The sequence below is a fragment of the Symbiopectobacterium purcellii genome (assembly GCF_052050035.1).
GTDB lineage: Bacteria > Pseudomonadota > Gammaproteobacteria > Enterobacterales > Enterobacteriaceae > Symbiopectobacterium > Symbiopectobacterium purcellii_A.
Genome location: NZ_CP189882.1, coordinates 2708936 through 2727966, shown reverse-complemented (window position 1 = coordinate 2727966; position 19031 = coordinate 2708936). Strand labels below are relative to the sequence as shown.

Annotated in this window: 22 protein-coding genes and 5 pseudogenes; 8 read left to right on the top strand and 19 right to left on the bottom strand. The window is 49.7% G+C overall.

Translation table 11 applies throughout. The annotated features are described in order from the left end of the window. Positions 1–77: 77 nt before the first annotated feature. From ACQGXV_RS19035 to ACQGXV_RS19010, 6 genes and pseudogenes are all read right to left on the bottom strand, one after another. The gene (locus ACQGXV_RS19035) at positions 78–611 is read right to left on the bottom strand and encodes an IS630 family transposase (RefSeq protein ID WP_440862665.1); all 534 of its coding nucleotides are present in this window, start codon (positions 609–611) and stop codon (positions 78–80) included. Next, positions 535–900 carry an IS630 transposase-related protein gene (locus tag ACQGXV_RS19030; RefSeq protein WP_440862584.1) on the bottom strand — a complete coding sequence of 122 codons (366 nt, stop codon included), beginning with the start codon at positions 898–900 and terminating at the stop codon, positions 535–537. The genes ACQGXV_RS19035 and ACQGXV_RS19030 overlap by 77 nt, the downstream gene beginning before the upstream one ends. Before the next feature lie 34 nt (positions 901–934). After that, positions 935–1618: pseudogene (locus ACQGXV_RS19025) on the bottom strand (SbmA/BacA-like family transporter); the annotation flags it as partial. Positions 1619–1635: 17 nt separating this feature from the next. Next, positions 1636–1794 carry a hypothetical protein gene (locus tag ACQGXV_RS19020; RefSeq protein ID WP_440862723.1) on the bottom strand — a complete coding sequence of 53 codons (159 nt, stop codon included), beginning with the start codon at positions 1792–1794 and terminating at the stop codon, positions 1636–1638. Then, positions 1745–2350 (bottom strand): annotated as a pseudogene (locus tag ACQGXV_RS19015) (IS3 family transposase); the annotation flags it as partial. The gene ACQGXV_RS19020 and the pseudogene ACQGXV_RS19015, both read right to left, overlap by 50 nt. Positions 2351–2358: 8 nt before the next feature. Continuing rightward, positions 2359–2640 (bottom strand): annotated as a pseudogene (locus tag ACQGXV_RS19010) (integrase core domain-containing protein); the annotation flags it as partial. Positions 2641–2675: 35 nt separating this feature from the next. Between ACQGXV_RS19010 and ACQGXV_RS19005 the strand changes: the two are divergent. Together ACQGXV_RS19005 and ACQGXV_RS19000 are read left to right on the top strand one after the other, a co-directional pair. Continuing rightward, entirely contained in the window at positions 2676–3041 is a 366-nt protein-coding gene (locus tag ACQGXV_RS19005; protein ID WP_440862584.1) for an IS630 transposase-related protein, read from the top strand. Continuing rightward, positions 2965–3498 carry an IS630 family transposase gene (locus ACQGXV_RS19000; protein WP_440867510.1) on the top strand — a complete coding sequence of 178 codons (534 nt, stop codon included), beginning with the start codon at positions 2965–2967 and terminating at the stop codon, positions 3496–3498. Before ACQGXV_RS19005 ends, ACQGXV_RS19000 begins: the two co-directional genes overlap by 77 nt. Before the next feature lie 15 nt (positions 3499–3513). On the opposite strand, the pseudogene ACQGXV_RS18995 reads toward ACQGXV_RS19000, so the two are convergent. The 6 genes and pseudogenes from ACQGXV_RS18995 to ACQGXV_RS18970 all read right to left on the bottom strand — a co-directional run. Then, a pseudogene (locus tag ACQGXV_RS18995) lies at positions 3514–4145 on the bottom strand (IS3 family transposase); the annotation flags it as partial. Between the two features lie 246 nt (positions 4146–4391). Then, a complete protein-coding gene (locus tag ACQGXV_RS18990; protein WP_440862722.1) occupies positions 4392–4670 on the bottom strand; it encodes a transposase in 279 nt (92 codons plus the stop codon). Between the two features lie 42 nt (positions 4671–4712). Next, positions 4713–4895, bottom strand: a complete 183-nt coding sequence (locus ACQGXV_RS18985) for a FecR domain-containing protein (RefSeq protein WP_440862721.1) — start codon at positions 4893–4895, stop codon at positions 4713–4715. Next, complete coding sequence (locus ACQGXV_RS18980; RefSeq protein ID WP_440862720.1) at positions 4840–5166, bottom strand: FecR/PupR family sigma factor regulator; 327 nt, start codon at positions 5164–5166, stop codon at positions 4840–4842. The genes ACQGXV_RS18985 and ACQGXV_RS18980 overlap by 56 nt, the downstream gene beginning before the upstream one ends. 193 nt (positions 5167–5359) lie before the next feature. Next, positions 5360–5947 carry a sigma-70 family RNA polymerase sigma factor gene (locus tag ACQGXV_RS18975; RefSeq protein WP_440862719.1) on the bottom strand — a complete coding sequence of 196 codons (588 nt, stop codon included), beginning with the start codon at positions 5945–5947 and terminating at the stop codon, positions 5360–5362. Positions 5948–6111: 164 nt separating this feature from the next. Beyond that, entirely contained in the window at positions 6112–6537 is a 426-nt protein-coding gene (locus tag ACQGXV_RS18970) for a GNAT family acetyltransferase (RefSeq protein WP_440862718.1), read from the bottom strand. Positions 6538–6717: 180 nt separating this feature from the next. Here ACQGXV_RS18970 and hemF point away from each other — a divergent pair, with 180 nt between their 5' ends. Both hemF and ACQGXV_RS18960 read left to right on the top strand, forming a co-directional pair. After that, a complete protein-coding gene (gene hemF / locus ACQGXV_RS18965; protein WP_440862717.1) occupies positions 6718–7641 on the top strand; it encodes an oxygen-dependent coproporphyrinogen oxidase in 924 nt (307 codons plus the stop codon). Then, the gene (locus ACQGXV_RS18960; protein WP_440862716.1) at positions 7638–8108 is read left to right on the top strand and encodes a YaiI/YqxD family protein; all 471 of its coding nucleotides are present in this window, start codon (positions 7638–7640) and stop codon (positions 8106–8108) included. The genes hemF and ACQGXV_RS18960 overlap by 4 nt, the downstream gene beginning before the upstream one ends. Before the next feature lie 61 nt (positions 8109–8169). On the opposite strand, the gene maeB is transcribed toward ACQGXV_RS18960, so the two are convergent. From maeB to ACQGXV_RS18945, 3 genes and pseudogenes are all read right to left on the bottom strand, one after another. Beyond that, a complete protein-coding gene (maeB, locus tag ACQGXV_RS18955) occupies positions 8170–10449 on the bottom strand; it encodes an NADP-dependent oxaloacetate-decarboxylating malate dehydrogenase (protein ID WP_440862715.1) in 2280 nt (759 codons plus the stop codon). Between the two features lie 519 nt (positions 10450–10968). Beyond that, a pseudogene (locus tag ACQGXV_RS18950) lies at positions 10969–11070 on the bottom strand (sugar-binding transcriptional regulator); the annotation flags it as partial. Positions 11071–11124: 54 nt separating this feature from the next. Next, positions 11125–11829 (bottom strand): transposase family protein, encoded by a 705-nt coding sequence (locus ACQGXV_RS18945; protein WP_440867509.1) that lies wholly within the window; start codon positions 11827–11829, stop codon positions 11125–11127. Positions 11830–11913: 84 nt separating this feature from the next. Here ACQGXV_RS18945 and ACQGXV_RS18940 point away from each other — a divergent pair, with 84 nt between their 5' ends. Beyond that, complete coding sequence (locus ACQGXV_RS18940) at positions 11914–13125, top strand: IS256 family transposase (RefSeq protein ID WP_440862714.1); 1212 nt, start codon at positions 11914–11916, stop codon at positions 13123–13125. 13 nt (positions 13126–13138) lie between these two features. Here ACQGXV_RS18940 and ACQGXV_RS18935 read toward each other — a convergent pair whose 3' ends face one another. Both ACQGXV_RS18935 and grpE read right to left on the bottom strand, forming a co-directional pair. Continuing rightward, positions 13139–13861, bottom strand: coding sequence for a transposase family protein (locus ACQGXV_RS18935; RefSeq protein WP_440862713.1), 723 nt, complete (start codon positions 13859–13861; stop codon positions 13139–13141). A 403-nt stretch (positions 13862–14264) separates the two neighbouring features. Further along, a complete protein-coding gene (grpE, locus tag ACQGXV_RS18930; protein ID WP_440867508.1) occupies positions 14265–14852 on the bottom strand; it encodes a nucleotide exchange factor GrpE in 588 nt (195 codons plus the stop codon). A gap of 138 nt (positions 14853–14990) precedes the next feature. On the opposite strand from grpE, the gene nadK reads away from it, so the two are divergent. The 3 genes from nadK (at position 14991) to bamE (ending at position 18138) form a co-directional block, all read left to right on the top strand. Next, positions 14991–15869, top strand: coding sequence for an NAD(+) kinase (nadK, locus tag ACQGXV_RS18925; RefSeq protein WP_440862712.1), 879 nt, complete (start codon positions 14991–14993; stop codon positions 15867–15869). Positions 15870–15956: 87 nt separating this feature from the next. After that, positions 15957–17618 (top strand): DNA repair protein RecN, encoded by a 1662-nt coding sequence (gene recN, locus ACQGXV_RS18920; protein WP_440862711.1) that lies wholly within the window; start codon positions 15957–15959, stop codon positions 17616–17618. A 184-nt stretch (positions 17619–17802) separates the two neighbouring features. Then, complete coding sequence (gene bamE / locus ACQGXV_RS18915) at positions 17803–18138, top strand: outer membrane protein assembly factor BamE (protein WP_440862710.1); 336 nt, start codon at positions 17803–17805, stop codon at positions 18136–18138. Between the two features lie 47 nt (positions 18139–18185). Here bamE and ACQGXV_RS18910 read toward each other — a convergent pair whose 3' ends face one another. Further along, a complete protein-coding gene (locus ACQGXV_RS18910) occupies positions 18186–18470 on the bottom strand; it encodes an RnfH family protein (RefSeq protein ID WP_440862709.1) in 285 nt (94 codons plus the stop codon). Then, the gene (locus ACQGXV_RS18905; RefSeq protein WP_222159659.1) at positions 18463–18897 is read right to left on the bottom strand and encodes a type II toxin-antitoxin system RatA family toxin; all 435 of its coding nucleotides are present in this window, start codon (positions 18895–18897) and stop codon (positions 18463–18465) included. The genes ACQGXV_RS18910 and ACQGXV_RS18905 overlap by 8 nt, the downstream gene beginning before the upstream one ends. Positions 18898–19031 lie beyond the last annotated feature (134 nt).

Below are 19031 nucleotides of genomic sequence, written 5' to 3'. Positions count from 1 at the left end.
CGAAGACGTTGGCGACACGAACAGGCTCCCCATCCGTGTGCATTTGGCTCTGTTATAGCCAAGCGACTTAATTTTGATTACACCATATGGACTGAGAACAAACTCTCTGTATCGCAACCCATCTCTCTTTTTTTGCTTTTTGCTTGTGCCCATTTATGCTCAATTGGGTTAAGATCTGGCGAATATGTAGGCAAATACTCCACCATATACCCTGCATCGATGATGACTTGTTGAATATTATGTTTTTTGTGAAAAGTGGCATTGTCCATCATGATTACACTGTTTTTAGGGAGTACTGGGATAAGGACTTGTGTGACCCAGGCATAGAAAACATCGCTGTTAATATTGATATCAAATAATCCGATAGCAAACAGCGTTGTGCCTAATAAAGCGCCGATAACATTTGTTCTTCCCCTAGCTCCCCAGTTCTTCAGGCCAAAACACCGTTGACCTTTTGGGGAATAGCCGTGAGTCCGTGGGGCATCGTGTGAAAAACCACTTTCATCAATAAAAACAATAGGTTTACCTTCTTTTTCATACTGTTGTTTTTTTTGTTGAAATCCCTGCCGGGCGTTTTCGTCGGCTTTCGGATGACGTAGAGTTTTTTTTATAGGTCAATCCCAGCTTTTTAAGCGCTTGCCAAATGGCCTTCTGACAAACGCCAAAACGCTCTGCACGTTCTTTTTGGTAAGCATCTGGATATTGTTCAACATCTTTTATCAACTCGGATTTATCGATCTTTCGCTGACGCGTGGTCGATGCTTTTGACTCTATTTGATTAATCCAACGCGATACAGAGGCAGGGCCAATCCGAAATTGCTTCGCTGTTTCTCGGATACTCAACCCTTCGTTTTTCCGTGTAGATATCACTTTACGTCTAAAATCAATTGAATAGCTCATTTAAATAATGTAATCAAAATTAAGTCGTTTAGCTATAGCTTTTCTGTGGCAACAGTAGCGAGCGGCCCGCTTGCGCTTGCCACTGCCCGCGATACTAGGGCCACAGCCCGTTCAAGGTACGCAGCAGCGTCGATTTACCCAATCCACTTGGCCCGGACAGTTTGCTCCAGCTTCCCGGCGCACAGTGCAGCGCCACATCGTTTAACAGCGGAGAGCCCTGTGGCGTAGCAAATGACAGCTGCTCGATTTTCAGGCATTAGCCCACGCCCGGTGCCGCCTGCTGCGGCTGATGGCGATCAATTTCCTGCTTGAACTGGATCAAACGCTGGATGCTGGCGGAAAGTATGGTGATCTCCACGTACATGTGAATAAACCAGCTGAGCGCACCGTGCACCTGAGCAAACGCGCTGCGAATCTGCATTAAGCCGCCAAGCGTCACCGTTTCCGATAAAAAGGCAGGCAACGCGGCAAAAATGGGCACAATCAGACTGACACGCATATAGCCGGAGGTGAAGAACCCCATATGACGCTTCGCGTCCATCAGTTGACGCCAACTGTGGGCGACATCGCTAAAATGGCGCGCCAGATAGGTTTTTTCCTGCGCCTCACCGCCATAGAGCGCAATCTGCTCGGCATTGTCGTGTTTACGCAGCAGCGCAGCACGGAAATCCGCTTCTGAGCGCTGCCGGGCATAGCTGATGCCGTGCAGTTTTTTCCCTGCACTGGTCAAGTAAATCAGGACACTTTTTTCTCAGCCATTTGTTCATATAGCCAAGCGACATTATTTTGATAACAGCCAGCTATGCTTCTTTGCCGCATATCAGGGCATAGGATGTAATCATTTTTAAGTCGGTTGGCTATAACGCACCGGAGACAGATCCCCGTTAGCGGCATGATGCCTGTCTAGGTTGTAGTAGCGGATATACATCGCCACATCCTGCTCCATGTAAGCCCGTGTTGGCTGGGGTACCAGCAGCAACCATTCATGTTTCAGACTGCCCCAGAAGCGCTCCATCACCGCATTATCCCAGCAGGCACCCACGTCTCCCATACTGCTCCTCAGCCTGTAGCTGCTCAGCAGCGCCTGAAAGCGTTGTCCCGTGTACTGCGCCCCCCTGTCCGTATGCACCACCAGGCCCGGCGGGGGAGTTCGCAGGTTATATGCCTTCATCAGGGCCCCGCAGACCAGCGATGAGGTCATCCGTCTGTCCACCTGCCAGCCCACTATCTGCCGGGAGTACAAATCCATAATAGCCGCCAGATACAGCCAGCCTTCACCGGTCTTCAGATACGTGATGTCACTCGCCCACACCTGATTTGACCCCGGCGGGTTAAAATTCTGGTTCAGCAGGTTTGGGGCCACCTCTGCACCCGGGCGGGGTTTTGTCGTGACCTTATAAGTCCGGCGCTGTCGGCAGACCAGCACCTCTTCCTGCATGAGTTTCCTCACTGTAGTGGTCAACTAAATTTGGCCACCCTACCTGACTGTTGATGGAACAGCCGTTCTGATTCATTTGGTGTTAACCCACCGTTATACCAGTGAGGTCTGACATCGCTATAATAATGGGTTATGCAGCGAATAATGGATGATTGAGCAGTACTAAAGCTTTGGTAGCCAGTCGTTGGCACCCATTCAGTATTCAGACTACGGAAGAATCGCTCCATCGGACTATTATCCCAACAATTTCCTCTGCGACTCATACTTTGGGTAATCTGATAACGCCACAATGCCTGCCTATATAGCTAAACGACTTAATTTTGATTACATTATTTAAATGAGCTATTCAATTGATTTTAGACGTAAAGTGATATCTACACGGAAAAACGAAGGGTTGAGTATCCGAGAAACAGCGAAGCAATTTCGGATTGGCCCTGCCTCTGTATCGCGTTGGATTAATCAAATAGAGTCAAAAGCATCGACCACGCGTCAGCGAAAGATCGATAAATCCGAGTTGATAAAAGATGTTGAACAATATCCAGATGCTTACCAAAAAGAACGTGCAGAGCGTTTTGGCGTTTGTCAGAAGGCCATTTGGCAAGCGCTTAAAAAGCTGGGATTGACCTATAAAAAAAACTCTACGTCATCCGAAAGCCGACGAAAACGCCCGGCAGGGATTTCAACAAAAAAAACAACAGTATGAAAAAGAAGGTAAACCTATTGTTTTTATTGATGAAAGTGGTTTTTCACACGATGCCCCACGGACTCACGGCTATTCCCCAAAAGGTCAACGGTGTTTTGGCCTGAAGAACTGGGGAGCTAGGGGAAGAACAAATGTTATCGGCGCTTTATTAGGTACAACGCTGTTTGCTATCGGAATATTTGATATCAATATTAACAGCGATGTTTTCTATGCCTGGGTCACACAAGTCCTTATCCCAGTACTCCCTAAAAACAGTGTAATCATGATGGACAATGCCACTTTTCACAAAAAACATAATATTCAACAAGTCATCATCGATGCAGGGTATATGGTGGAGTATTTGCCTACATATTCGCCAGATCTTAACCCAATTGAGCATAAATGGGCACAAGCAAAAAGCAAAAAAAGAGAGATGGGTTGCGATACAGAGAGTTTGTTCTCAGTCCATATGGTGTAATCAAAATTAAGTCGCTTGGCTATACTGACGACTGGTGTAATGGCTTCCTTGGTCACTATGAAACATGACTTGTTTGGGATGCCCACGCAGTTCCCAAGCCATTTGTAGTGCTTTGGCTGTTAATTCTGAATCTGGCGAAAACGACATTGCCCAACCCACGGGTTTTCGGGCAAATAAATCTAATACCACCGCCAGATACGCCCATCGGTCGCCTGTCCAAATATAGGTTACATCGCCGCACCAAACCTGGTCAGGCTTGGTAACAGCAAACTGCCTATTGAGCAGATTTGGAATATCAATACGTTCATTTCCACCGCGGTTGTATTGATGTTTTCTTGTTTGGCAACTAACGAGGGTTAATTCTTTCATCAACTTACCCGCTAACCACCGCCCAAGTTTCACGTCGTGTGTATTGGCAACCATCGTGGCGATAGTCCTTGCGCCCGCAGACCCGCCACCGCTTCGCTGACCAGGCTACGTTTTATCGTCCGCTCAATATCTGGCTCCTTAGGTCGACACCAATAGCGATAACTGCTTCGGTGAACATTAAAAATACGACACAACGCTTTCACTGGATAAAGCGCTCTTAGCTTTTCAACTACCGAGAATTTTTCAGTGAGTCGGACATTAAGAGCGCAGTAGCCTTTTGGCTTTGTTGAATAATTTAACCGTTTGATTTACATCTTCTTTAGTTAGAATGCATTTACAGAGAATGTATTTTGTTAGAACGACAAATCAAATAGTTAGCACAATAAAAAGCATTCCGAGAGGAAAAATTAGTCGTTGAAATTTTATAATGCTTATATAAATCAGTATCTTAAATTATTCAACAAAGCCCCGACAGAGTGTACGAACGCTGAAGTCAGTGGCATTGTCGAGAATGAACCGGTATCTCACGACATATGTTTCGCGAAGAAGGCACTCGCCTTTTTTCGTATCTCCTTCTCTGTACGTAACTCTTTGTTTTCCTTTTGTAACCGTTTTAACTCTGCACGTTCATCATCGCTGAGTACGCCGTTGCTCTGCTCGCGTGCCAGCGAGACCCATGTATGCAGGGTTTTGCTGCTTATGCCCAGCGATGCTGCTGCCCTGGCTATCGTATAGCCCTGCTCTGTTACCAGGGCAACGGCTTCCTTTTTAAACTCAGGGGTAAATTGTCGTTTATGGTTCACTAAACACCTCCGTTTTGGATGTAAGTTTAGTGTCCTGATTATTCAACCACTACAGGCTTCCCCTTGCACCAGTTCCACCGTGCGTTGTCGGGTATCAAAGCGCAGGTTAACCGCAGAGTCGGTATTGAGCGTCAGTACACTGCCATCATCCAGCGTCAGACGGCGGATTTCACCGATTGCCGTGCGCTGATCCGCTAACCAGTAGCGATAAGGCAGTTGCCCCATGCATGCCCACCAACCCCAGCACCAAGGCCAAAGAGAGGAAACGTTGTGGTCGCACCTTACGCTGTGTGGTGGCCGGTGTCAGCGCCGCGCTGGACCAGAGTTGCTGCATCTGGTGATAAACCCGCTCATGACGCGCATCCTGTTCACACCAACGCTGACATTCGGCAGCACGTGCGACATCGGCGGCCTCGTCCTCCTCGGGTTCAGAAAAGCGGATGAGCCACTCAGCGGCCTGTTGCTGGATACGCGCTAACTCAGCTTTCTGGTTCATCGCTTTCCAGACTGAAGATACGGGTGTGGAAAGGCTTTGTTGAATAATTTAACATGCTGATTTACATAATTATTATAACACTTCAACAACTAAGTTTTCCAGCCGTAATGCTTTTTATTGTGCTAACTACTTGATTTGTCGTTCTAACAAAATACAGTCTCTGTACATGCATTCTACCTAAAGAAGATGTAAATCAAACGGTTAAATTATTCAACAAAGCCGTGTGGAAATGGACCATGGCTTTTGCCAGATACTGTTTGACGCTGCTTTCACTCACGTCCAACGTAACGGCAATATCGCGGTAGGAATGGCCTTCGACGCGCGCCATGATGAACGCACGCTGCACTTTTTCATCCAGCTCTTCATTGAGGATATGCAGTGCCGTTGCCACCAATTGACTGATGGCCACACGCTGCTCGGCAGACTGCTCCTCTGCCCCCTCCGCTAATTGCGCCAGCGCCGCCAATGCATCCTCTTCCAGTTTGCGTTTACGGAACTGGTCGATCATCACGTGGTTGGCAGTGACCATCAGATAAGCACGCGGATTACGGATGGCTTCCGGCTCCGCCAGGGTAAGCAGTTTAAGGAAAGTATCGTGGGTGATATCTTCCGCCAGATGGCGGCAACCGGTTTTTTTACTGAGCCATCCGCGCAGCCATCCCTGGTGGGAGTGGTAAAATACGCTCCAGAATGTCGTTAGCTGCGTCATAGTCGGTAGCAATAAACATACCGCAAAGATTAATTGATACTCGTTATCATCTAAGCAAATCAGACGACGCAACAGTTTTTAAACAACAAGCCAAAAAACCAACAATATATTCTAAATAATGCGAGTTGCAGGAAGGCGGAGACGCAGTGAATCCCCAGGAGCATATTCAAGTATGTGACTGGGGTGAGCAAGGAAAGCCAACGCACCTGCAATTTGAAGTATGGCGGGTATAGCGATCAATATTCTTGATCTTCGATGAGGCGTTTCCCCAACGTAACAGAATCCACGATATCGTAGTTCAGCTTCTCATACATGCCGATCACCGCATCATTGTCCTGCCGCACCATCAGGTGGATTTTGGGGCAACCGCGTGCGATCAATTTTTTCTCAAGGCGGCTAATCAAGGCGTTCGCGATGCCGCGCCCGCGAAAATCCGGATGGACGCCCAGATAGTAGGCCGATCCGCGATGACCGTCATACCCCCCCATCACTGACCCCACGATTTCGCCGCCCACTTCGGCCACCAAAAACAGGGAGGCATCGTGATTCACTTTGCGCTCAATATCCATTTCTGGATCGTTCCAGGGGCGCAGCAGATCGCAACGTTCCCATAGGGTAATCACTTCTTCAAAGTCATCTTGTCTGAATACGCGGATTTCCATGGGATCCCCCCGTTGATCGCTAAGGAAAATCTGATTATCGCGTGATCTCGCGCAGACGCAATATCAATTTGCTGCCATCTCGCCTGTCGCAATCGCTCAGCAGCAGGAAAGCCAACACCTCGCGGTTGTAGCAGGCTATACTGGTAGCCCTTTTGTTATAATGGATTTGCTAACACCGTTATGAGTCAGCCTGATATTTCCGCCGTAAAATCCTTTTTACTGACGCTGCAAGACACCCTGTGTCAGCACCTTGCCGCCGCAGATGGCAAGAACAGCTTTAATGAGGAGTGCTGGCAACACGACGCTGGCGGCGGCGGACGCAGCCGGGTACTGACCCAAGGCGCGGTATTCGAACAGGCGGGCGTCAACTTCTCTCACGTGATGGGCGCTACACTGCCCCCTTCGGCCAGTGCACACCGCCCCGAGCTTGCCGGACGTCGCTTTCAGGCCATGGGGGTTTCGTTGGTGATCCATCCGCTAAACCCGTATGTGCCCACCAGCCACGCCAACGTGCGCTTTTTCGTTGCAGAAAAAGAGGGTGAAGCGCCGGTATGGTGGTTTGGCGGTGGGTTCGATCTCACCCCGTTCTACGGCTTTACCGAAGACGTCGTACACTGGCACCAAACCACGCACGATCTTTGCCAGCCGTTCGGTGACGATGTTTATCCACGTTACAAAAAGTGGTGTGATGATTACTTCTTTCTCAAGCACCGTAACGAGGCACGCGGCATCGGCGGACTGTTTTTTGATGACTTGAACACACCGGATTTCACCACCAGCTTTTCGTTTATGCGCGCCGTCGGAAACGGTTTTCTCGACGCTTACCTACCGATCGTTGCGCGACGCGCGACACTGCCTTGGGGAGAGCGCGAGCGCCAGTTTCAGCTCTACCGTCGTGGGCGCTACGTTGAGTTTAATCTGGTGTGGGATCGCGGCACGCTGTTTGGCCTGCAAAGCGGTGGACGCACCGAATCTATCCTGATGTCGATGCCGCCGCTCGCGCGTTGGGAATACCACTATCAACCGGAACCGGACAGCCCGGAAGCCGCACTCTATCGAGATTTTTTACCGGTAAAAGAGTGGTTAGCCAAGGAGCTTGCATGAACGACAATACCGACGCAGAACCGCAAATTTGGGTGGATGCTGACGCTTGCCCCAATGTGATTAAAGAGGTGCTGTATCGCGCAGCCGATCGCACACAAACCCGTGTCGTTCTGGTCGCCAATCAGTCACTGCGCACGCCGCCGTCGCGTTACATCTCATCAGTGCGCGTTGCCGCCGGGTTTGACGTGGCGGATAACGAAATCGTAAAACGCGTCAATGCCGGGGATTTGGTGATTACCGCCGATATTCCACTGGCAGCAGAAGTGCTGCAAAAAAAAGCCGTGGCACTTAACCCGTGCGGTGAAACCTACACGCCCGCCACCACCCGTGAACGACTGACGATGCGCGATTTTATGGATACGCTGCGCGCCAGCGGTGTGCAAACCGGTGGACCGGATGCCCTCAATCAGAAAGATCGCCAGCGATTTGCCAATGAGTTGGATAAGTGGCTGCGCCAACGGCGTTAATTCCCTGATAAAAAACAGCCCGGCATGCCGGGCTGTTTGCTGTAGAACAATGCAAATGTCGTTACAGCGGCTGAGTCTGCGCTTCCACCACGGCCAGCGCCACCATGTTGACGATACGCCGTACCGAAGCGATCGGCGTCAGGATATGCACCGGTTTGGCAACGCCCATCAGCACCGGTCCAACCGTCACCCCTTCAGACGAGGAAACGCGCAGCAGGTTATAGCTGATACGTGCCGCTTCCATGTTCGGCATGATGAGGATATTGGCCGAGCCTTTTAACGGGCTGTCCGGCATTTGCTCACGACGAATCGCTTCCACCAGCGCCGCATCGCCGTGCATCTCACCGTCCACTTCCAACTCCGGAGCCAGCCTGTTGATCAACGCCAGCGCCTCACGCATTTTGCGTGCGGTAGGCGAGTTCGAGGTGCCAAAGTTGGAATGCGACAACAACGCGACTTTTGGCTCGATACCAAAACGACGCACGGTGTGTGCAGCCATCAACGTGATTTCCGCCAGTTGCTCTGGCGTGGGGTCTGGGTTGACATAGGTGTCAGCAATAAAGGTATTGCCGCTCGGCAGCAACAGGGCATTCATGGCCCCCGCCACGTGTACCCCTTCGCGGTAACCCAGCACCTTCTCAACCACCTCGAAATGCTCTTCATAGGTGCCGATGGTGCCGCAAATCATCGCATCCGCTTCACCGCGTTGCACCATGATGGCAGCAATAACCGTCGGGTTGCGAATCACTTCGCGCTGCGCGGTTTCCTGCGAAACGCCACGGCGTTTCATCAACGCGTAATATTCCGACCAGTATTCCTTGAAGCGTGGATCGGATTCGTTGTTCACCACCTCAAAATCTTTACCGATGGTGATTTGCAGGCCGAGTTTTTGCAGACGCTTCTCAATAACGCCGGGACGACCGATCAGAATGGGGAAAGCCAGCCCCAGCGTCACCAACTCTTGCGTGGCGTGCAGCACACGCGGATATTCCCCTTCGGCAAACACCACGCGTTTCGGCTGCTGGCGTGCCTGAGAGAATATCGGCTTCATAAACAGGTTGGTTTTATAGACAAACTGCGTCAGTTTCTCGATATAGGCATCAAAGTCGGCGATAGGACGCGTCGCTACCCCTGAATCCATCGCTGCTTTTGCTACCGCAGGCGCAATCTTGATGATCAAACGCGGATCGAAAGGTTTCGGGATCAGGTATTCAGGGCCAAATGACAATTCCTGATCACCATACGCCGAAGCCACCACTTCACTCTGTTCCGCCAGTGCCAAATCAGCAATGGCCTTCACACACGCCAGCTTCATCTCTTCGTTGATGGTGGTTGCACCGACATCCAGTGCGCCACGGAAAATAAACGGGAAGCACAGCACGTTATTCACCTGATTCGGATAGTCAGAACGTCCGGTACAGATAATGGCGTCAGGGCGTACCGCTTTGGCCAACGGCGGCAGAATCTCCGGCTCTGGGTTTGCCAGCGCCATGATAAGCGGACGCGGAGCCATGGTTTTCAACATATCCTGCGTCAGTACGCCAGGGCCGGAGCAGCCCAGGAAGATATCGGCATTAGGGACAACGTCACCCAGTTTGCGCGCACCGGTGTCTTCCACCGCGTAAATCGCCTTATTCTCTTCCATGTTGGCGTCACGACTTTTGTAGATCACGCCGCGTGAGTCACACACCACGATGTTGTGTTTCTTCAGCCCCAGCGCCACCAACAAATTCAGGCAGGCAATGGAGGCAGCCCCCGCGCCGGAAACCACCAGACGCACGTCAGAGATGTTTTTCTCCACCACGCGCAGGCCGTTCAATACGGCCGCAGTACAGATGATCGCCGTGCCGTGCTGATCGTCATGGAACACCGGAATCTTCATGCGTTCACGCAGTTTCTTCTCGATATAGAAGCACTCTGGCGCTTTGATATCTTCCAGGTTGATGCCACCAAACGTCGGCTCCAACGCGGCAATCACGTCGATCAGTTTATCCGGGTCCAGTTCGTCCACTTCGATATCGAACACATCGACGCCGGAGAATTTTTTAAAGAGAACACCCTTGCCTTCCATTACCGGCTTGCCGGCCAGCGCACCAATGTTACCGAGGCCAAGCACCGCGGTTCCGTTGGAGATCACCGCGACCAGATTGCCGCGTGCGGTGTATTTGTAGGCAGCCAGCGGATCTTCGGCGATTTCAAGACAAGGTGCAGCAACGCCCGGAGAGTAGGCCAACGCCAAATCGCGTTGGGTCGCTAGCGGTTTGGTAGGGGACACCTGAATCTTCCCCGGCACCGGATACTGGTGGAAATCCAATGCGCTCTGTTTGAGTTGTTCATCCATTGTTGCATCCCTTATAGGCTTTTGTTGTCGTGACGTAGGGCGGCGAGTCTATCCCAAGCAGACAAGGAGAGGTGAACGCCGTAAGAAGTTCAATCATTACTGCTTATATAACCTTGGAGCATGGCAAAAACCGATAGTGAATGCAGGTTAATATAGTTAATTTATCTGCTTGTTTTTTGCGCATAATGTCACGTTATCACGAACTGGGGCTTTGTTGAATAATTTAAGATACTGATTTATATAAGCATTATAAAATTTCAACGACTAATTTTTCCTCTCGGAATGCTTTTTATTGTGCTAACTATTTGATTTGTCGTTCTAACAAAATACATTCTCTGTAAATGCATTCTAACTAAAGAAGATGTAAATCAAACGGTTAAATTATTCAACAAAGCCACGAACTGGATAACGTATTGCTAACCTGCGGGCAAAAGATAGACGTAAAAATCAACTAAAAGAGGTGATAAATCATTCAGATACCGGACAGCGAAACGCTGCTGCCCGGCAGAAGAAAGAACCCTATTGGGTCATATTGAGGATGGTGCGGATGTTCGAGGCACTGGTGGCGATAATATCGATAGCACCGGTGCGCAACGCGCCCAGTATCGCCAGTGCTTGAGATTAAGCGTGTTGCTTAATAGTGAAATAAGGGTGTTTCGGTGATTGAAGTAAATTTTATGCTGTTCTGAGATGGAAATTCCAAAGACCGGCGCTAAGGAGTAAGAAGGTATCATCAATAAAGGGTCTACGATTCCGTAAAATTTGGGTCATGCAACCGAGGCGCTTGATACCCGCGATGGCGTGTTCAACTGTAATACGGATGCCCGAGATTATTTTATTTTCTTGTTTTTGTTCAGGCGATAAAGGTCTTTTTCGAGTTCCTTTTTTTGGGATTTGTGTATTAGGATGCTGTTTATCTATACCTTGAAAACCGGTATCTGCCCAGATGGTTACCTCAGGAGGAATATGGCGAATTATATCGACTTTATCGAGTAAGCGTTTATCGTGACGGCGCCCATTTTTGCTCATGGGGATAAATCCAATTTGCCTTGTTTCGTCAGTCATAATAAGCCCTTTTCGAGTGGTCTGTCTTTTCTTTCCCGAATACATTTTTTTTCGCCGACGCAGATTCTTAGGCTTTTGGACAGGTCGCTCTGTCCCATCAATAAAGACGTCTTTAACTCCAGGAAAGGCGCGAAAAAATTCCTCAGCAGAGCGAATTTGACGAGCGGGCAAAACACATTCTCGCCCCAAGGTCATCTCTAAAACCGGCAATAATATTTTTACCCAGCGACATACCCGTGTTCTATCTAAACCAAAAAGAAGTCCTTGCAAATCATAGGTCGGATAACATTTTAAATACAATAAAATAAAAAGCAGTTTATCTAATGGGGTTGGGATAAAGAGACTGTAAAATAATCTGTGTAAATGGCATTTTGAGAAAAACCTTCAAAGGATAACAAAATGCCTATCAGCAACGAACTTATTGACCAACTGCTTCAAGATTGTCACTCCCCTCAGGATCTGCTGGGTGAATCAGGCCTACTCAAGGTGCTGACTAAAAGACTGGCGGAACGGGTTCTTGAAGCTGAGATGGAGATGCACCTTGGGTATGCTAAGCATGACCCGGCAGGTAATCATTCAGGCAACTCCCGCAATGGCAAGACATCCAAGAGCGTACGTAGCCAAAATGGGGAGATCGAGCTCGATATTCCGCGCGACCGCAACAGTACCTTCGAGCCGACACTGATCGGTAAGCACGAAAAACAGATTAACGGCTTCGATGACCGCATTATTTCTCTCTATTCCAGAGGGTTATCAACCCGTGATATTCAGGCACACTTTAAAGAAGTCTACGGGGTCGATGTTTCCGCTGGCTTCATTTCTCAAGTGACCAATGCTGTGATGGATGAAGTTAAGCGCTGGCAGCAACGGCCGCTGGATGCGCTTTATCCCATTGTTTACCTTGACTGTATTGTTGTCAAAAGCCAGGACGGCGGAGCCGTGGCCAACAAGTCTGTTTATCTGGCCCTCGGCGTCAACGGCCAGGGCGAAAAAGAGCTGCTGGGGCTATGGATAGCCAAAACTGAGGGGGCCAAGTTCTGGTTATCTGTGATGACAGAACTGAAAAATCGTGGGCTAAAGGACATCTTCGTCGCCTGCTGCGATGGCCTGAAAGGCTTTCCTGATGCCATTGAAGCTGTTTACCCGCATACGCGGGTACAGCTCTGCATTGTGCATCAGGTGCGGAACTCGCTGCGCTACGTCGGCTGGAAAGAGCGTAAGGCCGTTGCTGCTGACCTGCGCACCATCTATAGTTCCGCAACGCTAGAGGGCGCTGAAGAGGCCCTGGATGCCTTCGCGGCCAAATGGGATGAACAGTTCCCGACGATCAGCCCGTCGTGGAGAAATAATTGGGAACGTCTCATCGTCATTTTTGACTTTCCGCCGGAGATCCGCAAGGTTATCTACACCACCAACGCGATAGAGTCGTTAAATGCTTCATTGCGCAAGATAACGAAAACGCGACGAATATTTCCAACGGATGACTCGGTGATAAAATTACTCTATCTAGCCTTGCATAATATCTCTGCTAAATGGACCTTGCCAATCAGAGACTGGAAACCTGCTATGAGCCAATTCATGTTGATGTATGGAGAACGAATCTCCGGTTAAGCAATGGAGCCATTTACACAAAATTCTTTACAGACTCAGTTCCTTTTTTTGGGATTTGTGTATTAGGATGCTGTTTATCTATACCTTGAAAACCGGTATCTGCCCAGATGGTTACCTCAGGAGGAATATGGCGAATTATATCGACTTTATCGAGTAAGCGTTTATCGTGACGGCGCACATTTTTGCTCATGGGGATAAATCCAATTTGCCTTGTTTCGTCAGTCATAACAAGCCCTTTTCGAGTGGTCTGTCTTTTCTTTCCCGAATACATTTTTTTTCGCCGACGCAGATTCTTAGGCTTTTGGACAGGTCGCTCTGTCCCATCAATAAAGACGTCTTTAACTCCAGGAAAGGCGCGAAAAAATTCCTCAGCAGAGCGAATTTGACGAGCGGGCAAAACACATTCTCGCCCCAAGGTCATCTCTAAAACCGGCAATAATATTTTTACCCAGCGACATACCCGTGTTCTATCTAAACCAAGAAGAAGTCCTTGCAAATCATAGGTCGGATAACATTTTAAATACAATAAAATAAAAAGCAGTTTATCTAATGGGGTTGGGATAAATCCTTTCTGCCCTGCACCCATCTGCCGCTCGTGATCTTTTCGATTCTTTTTCCGATAAATCAAATAACAAGCTGAAAATTCAGCGGCTAAATTTTTCAATTCTTCGACTGATAATCCAATGATTGCTTTACATAAACGATTATCTCGTAACAACCGCTCTTTGTTGATCATTTCAAACCTTTATTCTCTAAGTTAAACCTCTTTTTATTCTCAATAGCCTGACAAAAAATGCAAGTCTCTATTCAGCAACTAGTTTAATGACCCTTTATTACCTCTATAATGATTCACTCCGTCATGGATGATAATGATTATCAAGTGAATTTAGAGTGGTAAAACGGATTGCTGCAATAGCCAAAACCAACATATTTAGCAGGGATATACGTATAGCCTAGTAGGTTCACGATCACCTCTCTGCTATCACCGCCCCAGCACGCGCACATCGCTGGAAATGTGATATGCGCCATATTGTTAACAAAATATAAACAAAAAACCCCAAGGTAAAGTCACTTGGGGTTTTTATTGATTTCAATTTGTTACGCCTGCCTTCACGGCACACGCGGGTCGCTCAGGGAAATCAGCCCTTCGCTTTGGAAACGGCGACCATAGCGGGACGCAGCAAGCGGCCGTTCAGGGTGTAACCTTTTTGCATCACCATCATTACGGAATTAGGCGCATGGTCGGCCGATTCCAGCATGGTCATGGCCTGGTGCACTTCCGGGTTAAACGGCACGTTCACGTCACCCACCACCTCGATACCAAACTTGCGCACGGCATCCAGCAACGATTTCAGCGTCAGTTCCACCCCCTCGATCAACGAGGCAAGGGACGCATTACTGCGATCGGCGGCATCCAGTGAACGTTCGAGGTTATCAATCACGGGCAGCATTTCACCCGCAAATTTTTCAAGCGCAAATTTGTGCGCTTTTTCCACATCCATTTCAGCGCGACGGCGGATATTGTCCATTTCGGCACGCGCGCGCAGCACAGTATCGTGCTCACGCTGCTGTAGTTCGTTCAGTTGCGCTTCCAATTCGGCAATACGTTCATCACGCGGATCGGCGACGTCTGTCGTTGCAGGTTCCACTTCCGCATGTTGCCCCTGTGCCGCTTCCATTTGATCTACGACTTGCTCGTCAGGCGACTTCTGTTCTTTACTACTCATGAAATTCTCCGCGGTTTTAGCATTCATCTCGCTTGTTCGCTTATTATGGGGATCAAAACCGGGGATTCAAGAGAAGTAGTCACATATACCGACAGATTTAGTGATACCGGGCGGCTCAGGGTAAGGAAAAGCATAACGATGACGAAACAGTTCAATTGCATTGGCATTGTGGGCCAGCCGCGCCACCCCACGGCACTGGCGACACATGAGATGTTGTATCACTGGTTGCACGGCAAGGGCTACCAAGTGATGCTCGAGCAGCATATCGCCCACGAGCTAAACTTGCCCGACGCGCTAACTGGCAGTCTGGCGGAGATCGGCCTGCAAGCCGATTTGGCCGTGGTGTTAGGCGGCGATGGCAACATGTTGGGTGCCGGTCGCGTGCTCTCTCGCTATGACATTGATGTGATTGGCGTCAACCGGGGAAATCTCGGTTTCCTGACCGATCTCGATCCCGATCAGGCGCAGCAGCAGCTTACCGAGGTGCTGGAAGGACGCTACCTGAGCGAACGGCGTTTTATGCTGGAAGCGCACGTCTGCCGTCGTAATCAACCAGACAGCACCAGCACGGCGATCAATGAAGTGGTACTGCATCCCGGAAAAGTCGCCCATATGATCGAGTTTGAAGTCTATATTGACGATCGTTTCGCCTTTTCCCAACGTTCGGACGGCCTGATTATCTCAACGCCTACCGGTTCCACCGCATACTCGCTTTCCGGTGGCGGCCCGATCCTGACACCGACACTGGATGCCATCGCACTGGTACCAATGTTTCCCCATACGCTTTCAGCGCGCCCACTGGTGATAAACAGCAGCAGCACCATCCGTTTGAAATTTTCTCATATCACCCACGATCTGGAGTTGAGTTGTGACAGTCAGATAACCCTGCCAGTACAGGAAGGGGAAGAGGTACTGATTACCCGCAGCCGATACTCGTTAAATTTGATACACCCAAAAAACTACAGCTATTTCAATACGCTAAGCACAAAATTAGGGTGGTCGAAAAAATTATTTTAAAATTTCGCGCTGGCCACTTTACTGGTTAAAAAACTGCATTATACTGTATGCAATTATAGTCTGTTGTTACATACAGGAAGGTGATTCATGCTGGCGCAGCTCACTATCAGTCATTTAGCAATCGTACGTGAGTTAGAAATTGATTTTCAATCAGGGATGAGCGTTATCACCGGCGAAACCGGCGCGGGCAAATCCATTGCGATTGATGCATTGGGCCTGTGTCTGGGCAACCGCTCTGACGCCAGCATGGTGCGTCTCGGCGCACAGCGCGCTGATATATGTGCCCGTTTCGCCCTCAGCGACACCCCTGCGGCACGCGCATGGCTGGAGCAAAACCAACTCGATGACAGCAACGAGTGCCTGCTGCGCCGCGTGATCAGTGCAGACGGGCGCTCACGCGGATTTATCAACGGCACCGCCGTGCCATTATCGCAGTTACGTGAGCTCGGCCAGCACCTGATCCAATTTCATGGACAGCACGCTCACCAGTTGCTGCTCAAACCTGAACATCAACGTCATCTGCTGGATGCCTACGCAGACGAACCGCAACTGCTTACTGCCATGCAACAAATCTGGCAACAGTGGCACCAAAGCTGCCGCGATCTGGCACAGTTGCAACAAGCGAATATTGAACGTGAAGCACGACGTGAACTGTTGCAATACCAACTCAAAGAGCTGAAAGAATTTGCCCCACAGCCCGGCGAGTACGAGCAAATTGACATCGAATACAAACGGCTGGCTAACAGCGGCCAACTGCTGTCGCTCAGCCAGTATGCATTGCAGCTGCTCAGCGAAAACGACGATCAGAACATCATGAGCATGCTCCACAGCGCAAAACACCAGCTCGGCGAACTTGTTACCCTGGATGAAAAACTGGGTAGCGTACTGAATATGCTGGAAGAAGCCAGTATTCAGATCAGTGAAGCCAGTGAGGAGTTGCGCCACTACAGCGAACAAACGGATCTCGATCCTACCCGACTCTATGAGCTGGAGCAGCGCTTGTCACGGCAAATGGCGCTGGCGCGGAAACATCACGTTGCCCCGGAAAACCTGCCAGCATTATATCAGCAACTGTTGGATGAACAGCAGCAACTGGCAGAACAAGAGAGCAATCACGCCACACTCAGTCTGGCCGTCAGCGAATATCACCAACAGGCACTGCACGCAGCGGAGCAGTTACATACCCGCCGTCAACACCATGCGCATGAACTGTCTCAGTTGATTACGGCACAGATGCATGAACTCGCCATGCCGCACGGCCACTTCTCCATCGAAGTGGAATTTTCGCCAGAACGCCTGACAGCCTATGGTGCAGACAGCATCGCATTTCTGGTCACGACTAACCCCGGTCAACCGCATCAGGCTCTGGCGAAGATCGCCTCCGGCGGCGAGCTATCCCGCATCGCATTGATTATTCAAGTGATCACAGCCCGTAAAATGGATACCCCAGCGCTGATTTTCGACGAAGTGGATGTGGGCATCAGTGGCCCGACCGCCGCAATTGTCGGCAAAATGCTGCGTCAACTCGGCACATCCACGCAGGTGATGTGTGTGACACACCTACCGCAAGTTGCCGGATGCGGTCACCAACACTTCTTTGTCAGCAAACATACCGACGGTGCTGCTACTGAAACGCTGATGCAACCGCTGGATAAACGCGCACGGCTGCAAGAGTTGGCTCGTTTGTTGGGGGGCAGCGCAGTCACCAAAAACACATTAGCGAACGCCAAAGAGTTACTGGCTGCGTAAAAACCGCAGCAGACATCGCGAACCATGACTAATTAAGTACGTTTTACCGCTGTAACCGTTGGCGTTCAGGCAAAAATAATCAACTTTTTTGCATTCCGGTGGTCATACAAGCGCCTTGCCGGTTTTCAAGACAGGCAAGGTCTATTATCATCGGCAACCTATGCCCTTAAGGAATGTATTTACTATGCGCTGTAAAACGCTGACCGTCATCGCCGCGATGGTTGTTATGCTGACCGCCGGTTGTTCTACGCTGGAAAGACTGGTTTATAGTCCAGATATCAATCAAGGGAACTATCTGGCACCGGCTGATGTGGCAAAAATCCATACCGGTATGACCAAGCAACAGGTTGCCTACACATTGGGTACGCCGATGATGCAAGACCCCTTTGGCAGTGACACCTGGTTCTACGTTTTCCTTCAGCAACCTGGGCATGAGGCGGTAAAACAGCAAACGCTGACGCTGACCTTCAGCCAGGATGGCATTTTGACCAACGTGAAAAATCAACCGACGCTGAATTGACAGTGGTGTGGTGATCAATGCACGCATAATAAGGCACAGAATGTGCCTTATTTTTTGGAACGCTCCGCACGCTGGCGGCGTAATTCTTTAGGATCGGCAATCAACGGGCGATAGATTTCTATACGATCGCCCTCAGTTACTGCGTCCGTCAAACGGGCCGCCCGACTGAAGATCCCGACTTTGTTGACCTGTAAATCGATATCGGTACGCAATGTCAGCAACCCTGAGGCGATGATAGCCTGCTCCACCGTTGCGCCCTCTTCCACCGTCACGGACCGCACATATTGCCGTTCTGGCAGTGCATATACCACATCGACACGGATTTCAGGCACGGTATACCTCTTTGGCGCGCAGGGTGAAGGCCTGCACCATATTGCTTGCCAGTTCTTTAAACACCTTGCCAAAGGCCAATTCGATCAACGCATTGGTGAACTCGAAATCAAGATGCAGTTCCACCTTGCAAGCATCGGCACTTAAAGGAATAAAGCGCCAATCGCCACTCAGTTGACGGAACGGACCATCAACCAACTGCATACTGATGCATTGACTGTCAGTGAGTGTATTGCGCGTGGTAAAGGTTTTGCTGATCCCAGCTTTAGAGACATCGACGGCGGCCGTCATCTCTTCAGCGCTTGCAGCAATAACGCGGCTCCCGGTACAACCCGGCAAAAACTGGGAATAGGAGGCGACATCATTCACTAACTGGTACATTTGTTGCGCGCTGTAGGGCACCAGTGCAGAGCGACTAATCTTGGGCATGGTTTTTTCCGTATAACTTCAAACGCGCGGAATAATAGCACCGATGACCCGGATGGTAAAAATTCTGAGGCGACGATCGCATCCCTTCCTTAACGTACGTTCACTGATGCGGCAGTGATGTCTTTCCCCTTAAC

What these genes read in the sequence shown, in the direction of transcription:
- hemF (WP_440862717.1), top strand. Translation starts at nt 6,718, where the DNA reads ATGAGTCAGCCTGATATTTCCGCCGTAAAATCCTTTTTACTGACGCTG.
- ACQGXV_RS18970 (WP_440862718.1), bottom strand. Translation starts at nt 6,537, where the DNA reads ATGGAAATCCGCGTATTCAGACAAGATGACTTTGAAGAAGTGATTACC.
- ACQGXV_RS19020 (WP_440862723.1), bottom strand. Translation starts at nt 1,794, where the DNA reads ATGCCGCTAACGGGGATCTGTCTCCGGTGCGTTATAGCCAACCGACTT.
- recN (WP_440862711.1), top strand. Translation starts at nt 15,957, where the DNA reads ATGCTGGCGCAGCTCACTATCAGTCATTTAGCAATCGTACGTGAGTTA.
- ACQGXV_RS19030 (WP_440862584.1), bottom strand. Translation starts at nt 900, where the DNA reads ATGAGCTATTCAATTGATTTTAGACGTAAAGTGATATCTACACGGAAA.
- ACQGXV_RS18940 (WP_440862714.1), top strand. Translation starts at nt 11,914, where the DNA reads ATGCCTATCAGCAACGAACTTATTGACCAACTGCTTCAAGATTGTCAC.
- bamE (WP_440862710.1), top strand. Translation starts at nt 17,803, where the DNA reads ATGCGCTGTAAAACGCTGACCGTCATCGCCGCGATGGTTGTTATGCTG.
- ACQGXV_RS19005 (WP_440862584.1), top strand. Translation starts at nt 2,676, where the DNA reads ATGAGCTATTCAATTGATTTTAGACGTAAAGTGATATCTACACGGAAA.
- ACQGXV_RS18960 (WP_440862716.1), top strand. Translation starts at nt 7,638, where the DNA reads ATGAACGACAATACCGACGCAGAACCGCAAATTTGGGTGGATGCTGAC.
- ACQGXV_RS18980 (WP_440862720.1), bottom strand. Translation starts at nt 5,166, where the DNA reads ATGAACCAGAAAGCTGAGTTAGCGCGTATCCAGCAACAGGCCGCTGAG.
- grpE (WP_440867508.1), bottom strand. Translation starts at nt 14,852, where the DNA reads ATGAGTAGTAAAGAACAGAAGTCGCCTGACGAGCAAGTCGTAGATCAA.
- ACQGXV_RS18935 (WP_440862713.1), bottom strand. Translation starts at nt 13,861, where the DNA reads ATGATCAACAAAGAGCGGTTGTTACGAGATAATCGTTTATGTAAAGCA.
- ACQGXV_RS18905 (WP_222159659.1), bottom strand. Translation starts at nt 18,897, where the DNA reads ATGCCCAAGATTAGTCGCTCTGCACTGGTGCCCTACAGCGCGCAACAA.
- ACQGXV_RS18985 (WP_440862721.1), bottom strand. Translation starts at nt 4,895, where the DNA reads ATGGGGCAACTGCCTTATCGCTACTGGTTAGCGGATCAGCGCACGGCA.
- maeB (WP_440862715.1), bottom strand. Translation starts at nt 10,449, where the DNA reads ATGGATGAACAACTCAAACAGAGCGCATTGGATTTCCACCAGTATCCG.
- nadK (WP_440862712.1), top strand. Translation starts at nt 14,991, where the DNA reads ATGACGAAACAGTTCAATTGCATTGGCATTGTGGGCCAGCCGCGCCAC.